We start from the raw sequence: 15,654 nt of genomic DNA, 5'->3' as shown, positions 1-15,654 counted from the left end.
AATTAAAAATGCGTAAATTACATCTATTTGAAGATAGGCAAAACATTGTTAAAGCTATGCCCAAGAAGCTAGTTCAAAATTTGAATAAGCAGGGGCTACTTTACGGTAATGGACAAAAAGTTATGTTTTGCGGCTTAATTAACTTTGATGATCAAATTGCTGTATTTCTTCCCCGAAATAGTGACTATGAAGAAATCAATGAATCAACCTCGAAGAAGGTATGTGCAACTTTATTGAAAGCACTTAAACGTTATTTAGATGATAAAGACAATGCTATAAGTGCTGATGAATTAGTTGATGAAGGCATTCATGGGCAAGAGTACCTAGGTTTAATATTTGCTTTATTTGAAGACTACTTCAACAACGGCCTTTTTACACGTCGAGTATCTGAAAGGAAAGTAAACTCAGGGAAAGTAGATTGGAACCGTACGATTAAGCAATCTATACCGTATACGTCTGGTGATAGTCCTGTTTACTTAGAATTAGCAGGTTATATCAAGCGAGTATATTCCAACTGTGAGACCGCGAAAATTCATGCGGAGGTTTTACGTAATTTAGATCAGAAAGTCGGCTGGTTAATTAACGATGATGAAGCTATAACTAAGCAGCTTATCAATGTTCCTGCCTCATTAATGGATAATGATGGGAAGATTTATCACCTAAACAATGAGTTAACACGTGCTTACTCTGACCGTGATATCTATCTGATTAAACAATTAATTAGCTATCTTAAATTAGAAAGTATGTCACAACAAAGTGATTTTTCTATAGGAATAAAAAGGTTTGAGGGTATGTGGGAGCATATGCTATCAAAAACGCTGAAAAACGTTTTTCCTATTAATAAAAAACTAGCTAAACCAGTATATAAAATAAATGGTGAATTGAGGTTAGCGAGTAGGAAAGGGCAAAGAACTGATATAGTCCTTAGAGATCCCGAAACAGAACATTTTACAGTTATTGATGCTAAATATTACGCTGCGAAAAGTTTAGAAACAGCGCCAGGTTGGCCAGATTTAGTTAAGCAGTTTTTTTATGCTAAAGCTATAAAATCAGTTTATCCTGAAAATAAAGTCTCCAATATGTTTATTTTCCCTGGTAACTACGGAGTGATTGAGTCAGCCCATATGGCTGAACCAAGTAAACATGGTATTCAAGATAAAGATTTGCTTGCAGCCTACGGTGATATTAATTGCTTATATAAATGCCCATTGGCGATACTTGATTTATATAATAAAAACCAAAAAGAGGACCTTAATAGTGTAACTATTATCTAATGAGCTAGCGTATCTTTTTAGAAATACTTCAATTCTAAGTCTGTATTCTTTCTAATTTCGCTGAACCATGTTAAATCATCAGTGAACGGTGAATTACTACCAACAATCCATATTCCACTACAATGTTCAGTGCCCAGATATAAAGGATATCGGAGTAATTGACCTATAGCGGCTTCAATATCTTCTTTGCATTTAATCACTCAATTGTATTACGGTTGATTAGTATTTTATTTTTAGAAGCACTATACCTCTCTTCTGTAGTAAACTTACTTATTATTACGAAAAGTACAAAAGCATAGTTTTACTTTTAGTACCCATATTAGTACCAATAGGCTGCGGCCTTTAATTAAAGGTCATATAAATCAAATGAGTAGAGCAGGAATACAGTGGTTTCCTGGGCACATGAATAAAGCCCGTAATGAAATTAAAGAAATAATGCCACAAATGGATGTGATCATTGAAGTGCTTGATGCGCGCATTCCCTACAGTAGTGAAAACCCGATGGTGGCAACCTTGCGTGAAGGTAAGCCGGTCATCAAAATTTTGAACAAAGCTGATTTAGCTGATCCTAAAATGACTCAAATCTGGAAAGATTATTTTGAGCAAGAAAACGGTGTTAAAGCGATTTCTTTTGGTCATGATAAAGCAGCTGAAGTAAGTCGTATAAATGAGCTTTGTAAAAAGTTAGTGCCGCATAAAGTGGGTGCCGATAAGCAAATTAAAGCCATGATAATGGGTATTCCTAACGTGGGTAAATCTACGTTAATTAATGTACTGGCTGGACGTATAGTTGCAAAAACAGGTAATGAGCCTGCTGTTACTAAAGCACAACAACGCATTAAGCTTGAAGACGGTATTATGCTTTACGATACGCCTGGTATGTTGTGGCCAAAAGTAGAAAACGAAAACTCAGGTTATCGTTTAGGCGCTACCGGTGCCATTCGTGATACAGCACTTGAGTATGAAGAAGTAGCAAGTTATACCGCTGAGTACCTATTACGTGCATACCCTGAGCTTTTAAAAGCGCGTTATAAAATAGATGAATTACCAGAAAGTGATTGGGAATTTGTTGAAATGGCGGGTAAAAAACGTGGCTGTATTCGTGGTGGTAACCAAATAGACACATACAAAATGTCTGAAATACTAATCAACGAATTACGCGACGGCATCATTGGCCGTATTACTATGGAAACTCCGCAAATGCGTGAGGAAGAAGAAGTAATGGTTGCTGGTTTACGCGCTGCAGCAGAAGCTAAAAAAGCAGCTAAAGAAGAAGAGAAAAAACAACGCCGAGCACGCGCACGTAAAAACCGTCGTTAATGGTTGAATTTATGTGAGTATGCGACTCACTAAATTACAGACATAAAAAAAGCCCGTAAGGGCTTTTTTAGTTTCATATCTACCGTCACCGATATGAGCAATGTAGCAAGTAAAATAGTAGGGCGGTTACTCATCATCAACATCAAGGGGCGTTGCGGTTCATAACAAGTAGCCATAGCTGTTTACGTGCGCCACACGTTGTTTCAGGGTCGAGAAACAAATCAATTCATTCCTTAACAAGTGGTATGCAATCCGTCTTGTTGATATTGATTATCAGTTAGATCTAACTATCTGTCAACACCTAAATGCAAATAATTCTTATTATTGTGATGCTTGTTTTTTATTCATATATAAATCGGTTAGTTAGCACTGCCATTTAATAAAAAATAGATGCTTAATACTTATTAAATAATTTGATGTGGATTTTTATTATAAAAGCATCGCTTGGAAAACCTTAGCCCCTAAAGATCAACAGCCTTTAATTTATGGCTAAAAATATTCGTACTTAATTGGATATTTTAAGCCACTAACGCACTTTATTTGCTGTTATACGTAAATTAATCTGCTCCACTAGTACTTTATCCTGCTTGTTTAGACGCCCTACAATGAGCAAGAAATCACTACCGTCAGTTTTTATTACTTTAATACTTGTGTTATCAAGTTTAGTTTTACCGTATGTGGTTTCTATTTTTTCTATGTCTTTAAAATGACTAAGATCTGATTTAAGCTTACCGTCATCGTTTTTGTAGTAACTAAAAATATAGTTCTCGGTTATTCCGTTACCGTCTTCTCGGTAATCAAACATTGTATCGCTATAAAAATAGAGTATTTCTTCGTTTTCAGGTGTTAGGCGATTACGTTTTAAAAAGTGTACTTGGTAAGGCCATAAACTATCGCCTTTTATAATTGCAGCATTGGGTAAAATATTTACTTCTTGAAGTACGCCTAAAAATAATAGAGGTGCAAACGCAAGCGAGATTAAATACTGCCTAATTCGCCAGTGCGAGTTGTAATGTAGGGCTTCTTTACTTGTATCGGTTTGTTCAATGTAACTAACTAGAGGCAACCATAAAAATGGCATTATACAAATCACTATGGTTGCGTATTCGTCCATACGATAAGCAAAGGCGCTGGCGAGTACCATTAGCCAGAGTGTTAAGGCAGTCCAGTTAGGCATTACTCTATTTTTGTTTAACTGTTGTTGGCTGTGCTCTGCAAGTGCAAGATACAAAGGGTAATACCATAAAAAAGCAAATATACCTCGAGCAATAGGCATAATACTTGAGTTATCGCGCTCTTTAATGGCTTTAAAGTTACGATAACTCCAGTAGTTAACAAATATGCCTAAACTTAAAATACTGTAAATAATAAACTTACTTATAGATACTGCATAAAATGGACTATCTTCAAATTTCACTTTTTTTGCTGACTCTAATCGCCAATCGGCGAAAAAGAATATGAGTACTAAAATATAGCCAGCCAACACATATTTAAGCCAGCTATAACCAAAGCTATCTAGCACATCAGCTGTTGTTTGAGACGTTTCGCTCGCCTTTGCATATTTTAGAATAGGGTAATGAGTTGCTGATATTAACTTTTTACGCTGTGCTAAATAATCATCTATTTGAGCGGCTTTAATATGATCTTGTTTTGCGTAATAGTCATAACTCAGTGTTAAAACATTATCATTAAATTCAGTAGTTGTTTTTAAGTTGAAGTAGTCGTTATCAATTTCTTCTTGATCGCTATCAAATCCCCAACCTTTTTCTGCAAAATGCAGTTTTATTGTGGTGTTAATTATATTGGGGTAGCCAAAGTAGAGTGGGTCGGTGCGATTTACCTGCTTTGGTTCGTAAACGCTATTTTGTATTTCATTCGCGTAAAAACTAGCTTCGTAGCCTTCGTCTGTTTTTTCCCAAAATTCACTAATTAAATACGATTCTTTGGTTATTAGTTTACCCGTTTGTTCTTGTTCACTAATAGTCATTGCTTCATTGATTGATAGACCATTTAAAAAGCCTTGGTAATACTCGAAATAAGATTTAGCAACGATATTTAGACCACTGCTGGCTATATTACTTCTTCGGTTAATTGCTTCAAATTCAGCATAAGTATACTGGGTTTCAAAACGTGATGGCTCGGATACTTTTTCAGCAATAAAAAAGTTATCTTCTACAGATACATTTGTATGTACAGGCTTTTGCGCCATTGACGTTAAAGCGCTTTCACCTTTATCAATTATTAGGGCATAGCCATAGTCAGGCTGTGCTAAATATTCGAGAGTACCTCGTTGGTAGCTGACCGTAGGATCGAGCCAGTAGCGCTCTCCATTTTGCTTTAGCGTAACAATTACGTGATTAAATACACTTGCTGAAGGTGGAAGTTCTTTTAAACGTTTGGTTTCCTCTGTATCAACTAGCGCAGGGAAGGCCTTAATATCCATCGCTCTTAATAACGAAATAAGCAGTACTGTTTTATCTTTACAATCGCCGTACCGTAGCGAAAGCGTTTCTGAAGCTGACGTTGGTTGATGCGAGTTAGTGCCCATTTCAAGCCCTAAGTATCGAATTTCGTCTTGGCTAAAGCGCAGTGCTGCGGCAATTTTATCTGATGTTTTTGTGTGTTTTGCTTTTATTTTTTCAGCTATATCCAAAATGCTGTTTGGGGTTTCTATGGCTGATTGATAAAGCGGATATGCCCAGTTAACTACCTGACCCCAATCGTCAAACTCAGAAAAGTAAACTTGTGTATATGGGTCGTACCATGTTGGAGTTTGAGAATTTTGCTCCAGTAAAGGTTCTTCAAAAAGAGTTATAGAATAATCTTTACCATATTTGTTAAGCGTTTCTTGAATATCTGCTGTGCCGTTTATTGTATTTATATGTAGAGGTGTTTGTTTACCCCAAAGTACACGCATATTTTGTTGCACTACGGGTACCGACCAGTTTAGCGTGCGTCTTGTACTAAACTTATTAGCATATATAGGGTTGCTGCCTGTGACTGTGTAGCTGTAATCGAGTATGTCGCCACTGCGCATATCATCAATAATAATATTGAGTGATAAGCTACCATTATAAATCCGCTCAGCTAATTCAGATTCACCCTGTATAACCTTCATTTTCGCGCTATCAAGCTTATCAATGCGCTCATTATTTCTGATAATCGTTAAGCTATTTAGCGTTAGCGACTCGTAACTTGGATCAAAATCAAGATTAAGCTGGCTTATATAATCAACACCACTTTGATTTAAAGCTTTCATAACCAAGTGTGTATAGCGTTGCTGTTTTTGCCTGCTCGGTATATAGGATTGGTTATCGAGTAATAAATAAAGTGTGCCGTCACGTACTTTGGTTATGTCGGAATTCTTGGGTTGCTCAATAATATGTGTATTAACCCAATTAGCTGGTTTATCTATTTTATATTGCTGCGCAAAAATATTATGAGAGAAAATTAATAAGGTAAGTGCAATTAGCCAAGGGCTGAGTCGAAGGAAGTTCCATTTCATTGTAGGGTCTTATAGTTGTTTTTATAAATACTATTGAAGGAATAATGTACCAAATTTAGGCTTTTTTGACAATGAGATGTTAACAAATTCATTGTTGAGCAGTTAATTAATAGTGTATAAATAAACTGCTATGTAAGTGCGAAATGCTTATCCCCCCCTTAAATGTCCCTGAAATGATTTTTTAGTTGTATTGCTAAATCATAATTAGTTAAGCCTACTTTATTGTGGGCTTTGTTAGATCTGCAAAAATCTTATCTGTTTATTCGTATGGTAATCATTCAAACCTTTAAAAGTGTTTATAAATCAAAATATAAACAGTAACTGCTTTTGCTCTTTTTGTTCATGAATTTTATGAGCAAAAAGCACATAACGATCATCAATGCACCTTACCTTCTAAATATTTAGTTAATTTCACGTTAACAATAAGCTGCGAGTTAGATAGCAGTTTGTCGTCGCTTATCTACCTGACAACAAATACACAAGCGTGGAGAGAATAATGAAAGCAAGTAACACACAACTCGCTTTGGCAGTTGCTGCCGCACTAGCAAGTACATCCGTTTTAGCCGATAACGATACGCAAAAACTACAAGAGCAATTAGATGCGTTACAAAAAGAAGTAAGTGTACTAAAAACAACCAGTGGTTTTAATTTAGAGTTTGGTGGACGGGTTCAGCTCGACTACAACTATTTTGATGGCGCTTACAATGCCGATAATGAGGGCTCTGGCGGGAGCGACTTTTTCCCGCGACGTATTCGTACTTACGTAGAGAGTGAGCATGGAAATTGGGATCATAAGCTATTACTTGAGTTTGGCGAAGGGACCGCTGAAATAGTGATGGCGCGGGTTCGCTATGCGTTTGATAACGGTCTTAAAGTTAAAGTCGGTAAAATTCGCGAAGATATATCGTTAAATGCATTAACCAGTTCAAAGCACATTAATACGATTGAGCGCAGCTCGCTTGCCAATACTTTCTCGCCCTTTTTTCGTTGGGGTGCTTCTGCCTATCAATATTTTAAAGACTCAGGCTTTCGTTACGCGATAGGCGTTTATAAAAATGATGCATTTGGTGCAACAGGTAGCGATGAAAACGACAAGCTTACTCTTGCCATTACTGGGCGTGCTACATGGTCGAGTGTAGCACCTGGCGATGTAATTCATTTAGGCGTGTGGCATTCATATCGCGATATGGGTGGCAATGAATTGGGCGCACGTTTTGCGCGTGGTGAAGTGCGTGAAGCGAATACTCGACTTGTTGATTACGCTGTTGGTGGTGTAACAAGCCCACTTGATAGTTTATCGCAAACCGGTCTTGAGTTTGCTTATCAGGTGGATTCTTTAACGCTTGAGGCTGAATATGCAAGCCGTTCGCTTGATGCAGTTAACAGTGCTGACTTTTTAGATGGGGAACGATTTGATGGTTTTCATGTATCGGCAAGTTACTTTTTAGGTGGCGAGCAGCGTCAATACAAAGCGAGCTCTGCATTATTTGTACAACCTAAAAATATTAAAGATGCATGGGAGTTGGTGGCACGTGTTTCAGAAGTAGATGCTACAAGTAGCTTACAAGGCACAAAAGCGACAACTTATACATTAGGTACATCTTATTACGTAAGTAGTGATATTAAGTTTATGGGTAATCTAATTTACAGCGATGTAGAAGGTGCCGGTACTACTGTGCTGGTTGGCGACGAAGACTCTGGTATGGGCTTTAGTGCACGTATGCAGTATTTGTTTTAAAGGGACACACAATGAAATTATTTAAATCATTACAAACGACCATACTTGCAGCATCGTTAGTACTTAGCAGTCCATTGGCAATAGCCGATACTCACTTTTTAATCCCAGGCGGACCTGGCGGTGGTTGGGATACAACAGCCCGTGGTATAGGCGAAGGTTTAGTTAAGTCGGGCATTGAAAATAATGCATCTTTTCAAAATATGTCTGGTGGTGGGGGCGGTCGTGCTATTGCGTATTTAATTGAGTCGGGTACTAAAAAAGGCGATATTTTAATGGTTAACTCAACGCCTATCGTATTGCGCGCGTTAAGTGGCCGAATTCCATATAGCTATCGCGATTTAACACCTGTAGCCAGTATGATTGCAGATTATGGCGCGTTTGTAGTGCGTAATGACTCTCCATTTAAAACTTGGGAGGATGTTATTACATCAATAAAAGAAGATCCAAGTTCGGTAAAAGTGGCGGGCGGTTCTGCTCGCGGCAGTATGGATCACTTAGTGGCGGCTCAAGCAGTTAAAGCTGCGGGTATAGATGGTCGACGCCTGCGTTATATTCCTTACGATGCAGGCGGTAAAGCGAAGGCTGGGTTGCTTTCAGGCGAAGTGAATTTACTTTCTACTGGCTTAAGTGAAGCGCTTGAAGTCGCTAACGGTGGTCAAGCACGTATTTTAGCGGTTACATCGGGTGAGCCCTTACCTGATTACCCAAAAATACCCACACTTAAGTCACTAGGTTACGATATGGAATTTGTTAATTGGCGTGGTCTTTTTGCGGCACCTAATTTACCCCTTGAAAAGTTAGCACAGTACACAAAAAAACTACGTGAGTTGCAAAGCACACCTGAGTGGGAAGCTGTAAGAGCTCGTAACGGTTGGCTAAATCTTTTTCAAGAAAAAGATGAGTTTATTAAGTCACTAGAAGCGCAAGAAGTGCAGCTTAGAGCTGTAATGGAAGAGCTTAGCTTTATCCGCACATTGCCGTAATCGAGGTTTAAAATGACGAATCGAGAATTAATAGGGCCAAGTTTATTCTTGGCGCTATTTACTTTATACGCTGTGGTTGCATGGCAAATTCCGCTACTACCGTTTGAAGAATACGAAACGGTTACCTCAGCGACACTTCCTAAAGTATATGCCGGGTTTGGTATTGTGGTGTGCTTACTTTCTATAGGGTCGACATTAATCAAACCTAAAGAAAAAACAAATACCAATGATGTTCTTGAGAAGTCGCACGTGCTGCACACTATTGGTTTGTTGATATTAATGGTGATTTATAGCGCTGCACTTGAGCCATTTGGTTTTTTAATCTCGACCAGTGCATTTTTGCTAGCGGGCTTTTTTGTGATGGGGGAAAGACGTAAGGGAATTTTGCTATTTGCATCGATACCGGTTGCGGTGATTTTTTGGTTTTTGATGACTCAAGTATTAGGTATTTACTTGGTTCCGGGCAATTTGTGGAGTTAAGTTATGTTTGATGGAATTATGCTTGGTTTGTCGACCGTGCTCGACTTTAATAATTTAATGTACGTTATAGCTGGCTGCTTGGTAGGTACTTTTATAGGTATGTTACCAGGATTGGGGCCAATTACCGCAATTGCCTTAATGATCCCAATTACTTATAGTATTGGCGCCGATTCGGGCATGATTTTAATGGCGGGTGTTTATTATGGCGCTATTTTTGGTGGCTCTACGTCATCTATTTTAATTAATGCGCCAGGCGTAGCGGGTACGGTAGCTTCCTCCTTTGATGGCTACCCGCTTGCTAAACAAGGGCACGCAGGTAAAGCATTGGCAATTGCTGCTTATTCCTCCTTCATAGGCGGAACGATTGGCGCCATATTATTAATGGTAGCTGCACCTTTATTAGCAAAAGTGTCATTGAGTTTTCAATCCCCTGATTATGTTGTGCTGATGTTTTTAGGCTTAACAGCTATTGCAGCATTTTCAAATAAAGGGCAATTTTTAAAAGCAATGATGATGACGGTGTTTGGCTTGATGCTAGCAACGGTTGGAATTGATCCATCATCAGGTACTGACCGATTTACCTTCGGGCAACCTGATTTACTCGATGGAATAAGCTTTTTATTGGTTGCTATGGCAACATTTGCATTAGCCGAGGCGCTTGTAAATGTTGTAAAACCAGAGAAAAAAGATGCTAAAAACATTAATGACTCAGACACACCGCAAATAGGTTCAACCAAGTTAAACAAAGCCGAGATTAAAGAGATAGCACCAGTGATTGGTCGCTCGTCTATTTTAGGTTTTATAGTGGGAGTGTTACCGGGTGCTGGTGCAACTATTGCGAGTTTTATGGCTTATGCAACAGAGCGAAATTTAGCGCCCAAAGGTTTAAAAGAAAAGTTTGGTAAAGGCTCATTACGTGGTTTGGCTGCCCCTGAGTCGGCAAATAATGCGGCGTGTACAGGATCGTTTGTTCCACTGTTAACGCTTGGTATTCCGGGCTCAGGTACTACGGCAATTATGCTAGGTGCTTTGATTGCTTACGGCATTCAACCAGGTCCAATGCTTATGCAAGAAAACCCAAGTGTATTTTGGGCGGTTATTGTAAGTATGTATTTTGGCAACATTGTTTTATTAATTTTAAACCTGCCACTCATTCCTTATTTTGCAAAAGTATTGGCAATGCCAAAGTCGGTACTCACCGTGATGATATTATTTTTTAGCTTAATTGGTGTTTATTTAGTGTCCTTTAATACCTTCGACTTATTTATGATGGTTGGGTTTGCGGTAGTTGCGCTAGTATTGCGATTACTGTCGTTTCCTATGGCACCATTATTATTAGGTTTTATATTAGGGGATATGATTGAGCGAAACTTCCGTCGTTCAATGATGATTTCTGATGGCTCATTAAGCTTTTTATGGGATCGTCCGCTAACATTGAGCATATTTGTAATTTCAATTTTAGTGCTGTTGTTTCCGTTAAAAGATTATTTAATGCAACGCCGTGCAGACAAAGAAAATGCATAATTGAGAATGAAATGAAAAACACCAACAAGCTAAATCCATTGCAAAACATGGTCACAAAACCTAAGCGATTAGAAACACGATTAATTATTTGGGTTACAGGATTGTGTGTATTGCAGGCTTTATTATTTGGCGCGTTGGTGTATCAACTTACAGCGCAAAGCTTACATAACCATATTGGCGATAAAGCACTCGCTGTGGCAAGCAGTATTGCCACACGCGCTGATATAATTAATGCACTGGAAATACCAAGTGACTTAACTACCATTAACATGCAAATTGAAAATTTACGACAGTTTGTAGGTGCTGATTTTATTGTTGTTGGCGATGAAAATGCGCTTCGCATTGTGCATCCCGATGAAGATAAAATTGGCAAAAAAATGGTTGGAGGTGATAGTCAAGCTGCATTAAAGGGAGAGCGCTATATTTCGGTAGCTCATGGTAGCTTAGGTGAATCAATTCGTGGCAAAGTGCCGGTGTACGCAGGTAATAATGAAATAGTAGGCGTTGTATCGGTTGGTTTTTTAGTACAATCAATCGATCCGCTTATCCTCTCTCGTAGTAGTGAAATATTAATATGGGGCTTAATACTTGTAGGTTTAAGTATACTGGCGGCTATTTATATTGGACAACGTGTCAGAAATGCTATTTTTGGTCTGCAGCCAGATGAAATTGCACGTTTGTTTTCAGAACAAGATGCAATTTTAAATACCGTACGCAGCGGTATTATTGCACTCGACCCAGACGGAAAAGTACGAAAACTCAATCAACGCGCCTGCGAAATATTAGATAAACCAACTTCAATTATTAATCAGAATCTCACCTTAAACGATTTATTACCTGAACATGCAGGGTTTTTATTGCGTAATCAGCGACGTAAAATAGTGGGGTTTGAATTATTTGCCGCCGATAAACGCCTTATTTTATCGAGATTTTCTTTGCAGGTGCAAGGGCAGGCTGATGGTATCTTACTGAGTATGCGCCCCTCTGATGAACTTGAGTATTTAAGCCAACAACTAACTAAAGTCCAGGCTTTTGCAGAGCTTTTAAGGGTACAAACTCATGACTACTCCAATAAGCTCAATCTAATTGGAGCGTTAGTGCAAATGGGGAAAAATGAACAAGCTATAGAAATAATAGGACAAGAAAGCCAAGGCTCTCAGGCACAAATTCATAACTTGTTAGAGCGCATACAAGACCCTGTGCTTGCTGGTTTGTTGGTAGGTAAATATCATAAAGCAAGAGAATTAAATGTTGCGCTTGAGCTTAACCCCGACAGCCTACTTGGTGTTATTGCACGTAAAGATATGCTTGAGCGGGTCGTGTCTATTTTAGGTAATCTTATAGATAATGCGATTGAGGCAGCTATTAGATCATCGAACTCTCGCTCTGCAAAAGTACGGGTAACCGTTGATGAAACCAGCCAAACCCTCTTATTTGATGTAGAAGATACAGGCTTTGGGTTAGGTTCTGACCATGATGTTATTTTTACCCCTCAGTACAGCTCTAAATCAGGAGCAGAGCATGGTATTGGTTTATATTTAGTAAAAACAAATTTAGACTCATGCGGTGGTACGCTAGAAATTGGTGAGTCAGACCTACTTGGCGCAAGACTAAGTGTTTATATTCCAAAATAATAAGAGCATTAAACATGACGTATTCAGTAGTAATAATTGAAGACGAAGTAGAGGTAGCACAGCTATTAGCGCAGTACTTGTTATTACCAAATGGTATTGCAGGCAATCAAACGCCAAAGCAAAGTTTAAGGCAAGCACAGTATCAGGTAGTGGGCATTGCAGGTAATTTAAGTACGGCAACGGCTTTACTGCATGCAATTGAACCCGATCTGATTTTACTTGATATACATTTACCTGATGGTAACGGACTTGATTTATTGACCGACTTACGACGCCGAACGATTAAAAGCGAAGTTATGCTACTCACTGCTGCAAAAGAGGTCGAAACCCTTGAAAAAGCAATGCAGTTAGGCGCATGCGACTTTTTAGTAAAACCATTAATGTTAAGCCGTCTTGATCAAGCACTTGCACGTTTTGAATCACGTCAGCAATGTTTTTCTGATGCAAGTGAAGTAACGCAGTCAATGGTTGATACGTTATTTGGCTCAAAGCAGCAAACCAACACGTCTGTTCGTTTACCTAAAGGGGTCGACCAACTTACCCTGCAAAAAATACATGATGCTTTTGTAGATCACGCAACCACTACATTTACTGCTCAGCAAATGGGCGATTTGGTTGGTGTTAGTCGCTCTACAGCACGCCGTTACTTAGAGTATTTGCTTGAATCAGGTAAGTTAACAGCGGATCAAAGTTACGGCAGTATTGGCCGCCCTGAACGTTGCTATAAAATAGCGAAGTAACTTGGTGTATCTGAAACTTAAGTATTAAACGCTATTAATTTCAATGCCTTGCGATTTTTTTGTTATGTTTGATATTTAATAGATTCTGACGATAAAAAAAATATATTGAATTGATTGCATTTTAAGCGGCTTGTATGGTGATGTTCGCATTAAGTGATGTTATACTCCTGCCGAATAATTTATCGACTTTATTAAGAGTAAAATTAATGGCAGATTTATCGAAGTACAGAAACATTGGTATTTTCGCGCACGTTGATGCGGGTAAAACCACGACTACTGAGCGTATCCTAAAGCTTACTGGTCAAATCCATAAAACAGGTGAGGTTCATGATGGTGAATCTACTACTGACTTCATGGAACAAGAAGCTGAGCGCGGTATTACTATCCAGTCTGCGGCTGTAAGCTGTTTCTGGAAAGATCACCGTTTTAACGTTATCGATACTCCTGGACACGTTGACTTCACAGTTGAAGTATACCGTTCACTTAAAGTATTAGATGGCGGTGTTGGTGTATTCTGTGGTTCTGGTGGTGTTGAACCACAATCAGAAACTAACTGGCGCTATGCTAACGAATCAGAAGTTGCACGTATTATCTTTGTAAATAAATTAGACCGTATGGGTGCTGATTTTTACCGTGTAACTGAGCAAGTACGTAAAGTACTTGGCGCGACTCCACTAATCATGACTTTACCAATCGGTATCGAAGATGAGTTTGTTGGTGTTGTAGATGTTTTAACTAAAAAAGCGTACGTATGGGATGACACTGGTCTTCCAGAAAACTACGAAATCACTGACGTTCCTGCAGACATGGTAGAAAAAACTGATGAATACCATGAAATGCTTATCGAAACTGCTGTAGAGCAAGACGATGACCTTATGGAAGCGTACATGGAAGGTGAAGTACCTTCTATCGAAGATATCAAGCGTTGTATCCGTAAAGGTACTCGTGACCTTGCTTTCTTCCCTACGTTCTGTGGTTCTGCTTTCAAAAACAAAGGCATGCAACTAATCCTTGATGCTGTTGTTGACTACTTACCTGCTCCAACAGAAGTTGATCCTCAACCTCTTATGGATGAAGAAGGTAACGAAAATGGCGAATTCGCAATCGTATCTGCTGACGAACCTTTCAAGGCGCTAGCATTTAAGATAATGGATGACCGTTTTGGTGCATTAACTTTCGTACGTATCTACTCAGGTAAGCTTAATAAGGGTGACACTATCCTTAATGCGTTTACTGGTAAAACTGAGCGTGTTGGCCGTATGGTTGAGATGCAAGCAGATGACCGTAACGAATTAACTAGCGCACAAGCTGGTGACATCATTGCTATCGTAGGCATGAAAAATGTGCAAACTGGTCACACTCTATGTGATCCTAAGCACCCAGTAACACTTGAGCCAATGGTATTCCCAACTCCAGTAATCTCGATTGCTGTACAGCCTAAAGATAAAGGCGGTAATGAGAAAATGGGTGTTGCTATCGGTAAAATGGTTGCAGAAGATCCATCTTTCCAAGTTGAGACTGATGAAGATTCAGGCGAAACTATCCTTAAAGGTATGGGTGAGCTTCACTTAGATATCAAAGTTGATATCCTTAAGCGTACTTACGGTGTAGACCTTATCGTTGGTCAACCACAGGTTGCTTACCGTGAAACTATCACTCGTGAAATCGAAGATAGCTACACGCATAAGAAACAATCTGGTGGTTCTGGTCAGTTCGGTAAAATCGACTACCGCATCAAACCAGGCGAAGTTGCTTCAGGCTTCACGTTTAAATCATCAGTTGTTGGTGGTAACGTACCTAAAGAATTCTGGCCTGCAGTTGAGAAAGGCTTTAAGTCAATGATGGGCGAAGGTGTTCTAGCTGGCTTCCCAGTATTAGACGTTGAAGTTGAACTTTTTGACGGTGGTTTCCATGCCGTGGATTCATCTGCAATCGCGTTCGAAATCGCTGCTAAAGGTGCTTTCCGCCAATCGATCCCTAAAGCGGGCGCACAACTTCTTGAGCCAATCATGAAAGTTGACGTGTTCACTCCAGAAGATCACGTTGGTGACGTAATCGGTGACCTTAACCGTCGTCGTGGTATGCTAAGCGACCAAGAAGCTGGTTTAACTGGCGTTCGCATTAAAGCTGACGTTCCGTTATCAGAAATGTTCGGTTACATTGGTTCACTACGTACAATGACATCTGGTCGTGGTCAGTTCTCTATGGAGTTCTCACACTACGCACCATGTCCACAAAACGTAGCTGACACAGTAATCGCTGCAGAAAAAGAGAAAAAAGCTGCTAAGTAATTAGCTCCTTAACTCTTTAAAAAAACCCGCACATGTTGCGGGTTTTTTATTGCCTATAATTTGGTTTTATTTTTTATAGTTTTTTATAACTGCTCTTTATTATTAATTAGTCCTATATTTTTAATTAATAAAAAGGTACTAGAGCAATTTATATATAGTTACAAA

Annotated in this window: 10 protein-coding genes; 9 read left to right on the top strand and 1 reads right to left on the bottom strand. The window is 39.0% G+C overall.

What is annotated here, in order from left to right:
• Window positions 1-8 precede the first annotated feature (8 nt).
• Both H5087_RS14080 and ylqF read left to right on the top strand, forming a co-directional pair.
• On the top strand, window positions 9-1,274 hold the full coding sequence (locus H5087_RS14080) for an LlaJI family restriction endonuclease (protein ID WP_182672445.1): 1,266 nt from the start codon (window positions 9-11) through the stop codon (window positions 1,272-1,274).
• 366 nt (window positions 1,275-1,640) lie between these two features.
• Complete coding sequence (ylqF, locus tag H5087_RS14075; protein WP_182672444.1) at window positions 1,641-2,594, top strand: ribosome biogenesis GTPase YlqF; 954 nt, start codon at window positions 1,641-1,643, stop codon at window positions 2,592-2,594.
• A 526-nt stretch (window positions 2,595-3,120) separates the two neighbouring features.
• Here ylqF and H5087_RS14070 read toward each other — a convergent pair.
• Window positions 3,121-6,099: a DUF3857 domain-containing transglutaminase family protein gene (locus tag H5087_RS14070; protein ID WP_182672442.1), complete on the bottom strand. Its 2,979-nt coding sequence runs from the start codon at window positions 6,097-6,099 to the stop codon at window positions 3,121-3,123.
• A gap of 496 nt (window positions 6,100-6,595) precedes the next feature.
• On the opposite strand from H5087_RS14070, the gene H5087_RS14065 reads away from it, so the two are divergent.
• The 7 genes from H5087_RS14065 to fusA all read left to right on the top strand — a co-directional run bounded on the left by H5087_RS14065 (window position 6,596) and on the right by fusA (window position 15,489).
• Window positions 6,596-7,837 carry an OprO/OprP family phosphate-selective porin gene (locus H5087_RS14065; protein WP_182672440.1) on the top strand — a complete coding sequence of 414 codons (1,242 nt, stop codon included), beginning with the start codon at window positions 6,596-6,598 and terminating at the stop codon, window positions 7,835-7,837.
• A gap of 11 nt (window positions 7,838-7,848) precedes the next feature.
• On the top strand, window positions 7,849-8,820 hold the full coding sequence (locus tag H5087_RS14060; RefSeq protein ID WP_182672439.1) for a tripartite tricarboxylate transporter substrate binding protein: 972 nt from the start codon (window positions 7,849-7,851) through the stop codon (window positions 8,818-8,820).
• A 12-nt stretch (window positions 8,821-8,832) separates the two neighbouring features.
• Window positions 8,833-9,300, top strand: coding sequence for a tripartite tricarboxylate transporter TctB family protein (locus tag H5087_RS14055; protein WP_182672437.1), 468 nt, complete (start codon window positions 8,833-8,835; stop codon window positions 9,298-9,300).
• 3 nt (window positions 9,301-9,303) lie between these two features.
• Window positions 9,304-10,824: a tripartite tricarboxylate transporter permease gene (locus H5087_RS14050; protein WP_182672435.1), complete on the top strand. Its 1,521-nt coding sequence runs from the start codon at window positions 9,304-9,306 to the stop codon at window positions 10,822-10,824.
• Window positions 10,825-10,835: 11 nt separating this feature from the next.
• Entirely contained in the window at window positions 10,836-12,458 is a 1,623-nt protein-coding gene (locus H5087_RS14045) for a sensor histidine kinase (RefSeq protein WP_182672433.1), read from the top strand.
• A gap of 14 nt (window positions 12,459-12,472) precedes the next feature.
• A complete protein-coding gene (locus tag H5087_RS14040) occupies window positions 12,473-13,198 on the top strand; it encodes a response regulator (protein WP_182672432.1) in 726 nt (241 codons plus the stop codon).
• 206 nt (window positions 13,199-13,404) lie between these two features.
• Window positions 13,405-15,489 (top strand): elongation factor G, encoded by a 2,085-nt coding sequence (fusA, locus tag H5087_RS14035; RefSeq protein ID WP_004334977.1) that lies wholly within the window; start codon window positions 13,405-13,407, stop codon window positions 15,487-15,489.
• The last annotated feature ends 165 nt before the right edge of the window (window positions 15,490-15,654 follow it).

This window comes from Pseudoalteromonas sp. SR43-7, assembly GCF_014163785.1.
Taxonomy (GTDB): domain Bacteria; phylum Pseudomonadota; class Gammaproteobacteria; order Enterobacterales; family Alteromonadaceae; genus Pseudoalteromonas; species Pseudoalteromonas distincta.
Note: the sequence above shows the minus strand (reverse complement) of the source record. Positions and strands in the feature narration are given on the sequence as shown.

What these genes read in the sequence shown, in the direction of transcription:
- H5087_RS14080 (WP_182672445.1), top strand. Translation starts at nt 9, where the DNA reads ATGCGTAAATTACATCTATTTGAAGATAGGCAAAACATTGTTAAAGCT.
- ylqF (WP_182672444.1), top strand. Translation starts at nt 1,641, where the DNA reads ATGAGTAGAGCAGGAATACAGTGGTTTCCTGGGCACATGAATAAAGCC.
- H5087_RS14070 (WP_182672442.1), bottom strand. Translation starts at nt 6,099, where the DNA reads ATGAAATGGAACTTCCTTCGACTCAGCCCTTGGCTAATTGCACTTACC.
- H5087_RS14065 (WP_182672440.1), top strand. Translation starts at nt 6,596, where the DNA reads ATGAAAGCAAGTAACACACAACTCGCTTTGGCAGTTGCTGCCGCACTA.
- H5087_RS14060 (WP_182672439.1), top strand. Translation starts at nt 7,849, where the DNA reads ATGAAATTATTTAAATCATTACAAACGACCATACTTGCAGCATCGTTA.
- H5087_RS14055 (WP_182672437.1), top strand. Translation starts at nt 8,833, where the DNA reads ATGACGAATCGAGAATTAATAGGGCCAAGTTTATTCTTGGCGCTATTT.
- H5087_RS14050 (WP_182672435.1), top strand. Translation starts at nt 9,304, where the DNA reads ATGTTTGATGGAATTATGCTTGGTTTGTCGACCGTGCTCGACTTTAAT.
- H5087_RS14045 (WP_182672433.1), top strand. Translation starts at nt 10,836, where the DNA reads ATGAAAAACACCAACAAGCTAAATCCATTGCAAAACATGGTCACAAAA.
- H5087_RS14040 (WP_182672432.1), top strand. Translation starts at nt 12,473, where the DNA reads ATGACGTATTCAGTAGTAATAATTGAAGACGAAGTAGAGGTAGCACAG.
- fusA (WP_004334977.1), top strand. Translation starts at nt 13,405, where the DNA reads ATGGCAGATTTATCGAAGTACAGAAACATTGGTATTTTCGCGCACGTT.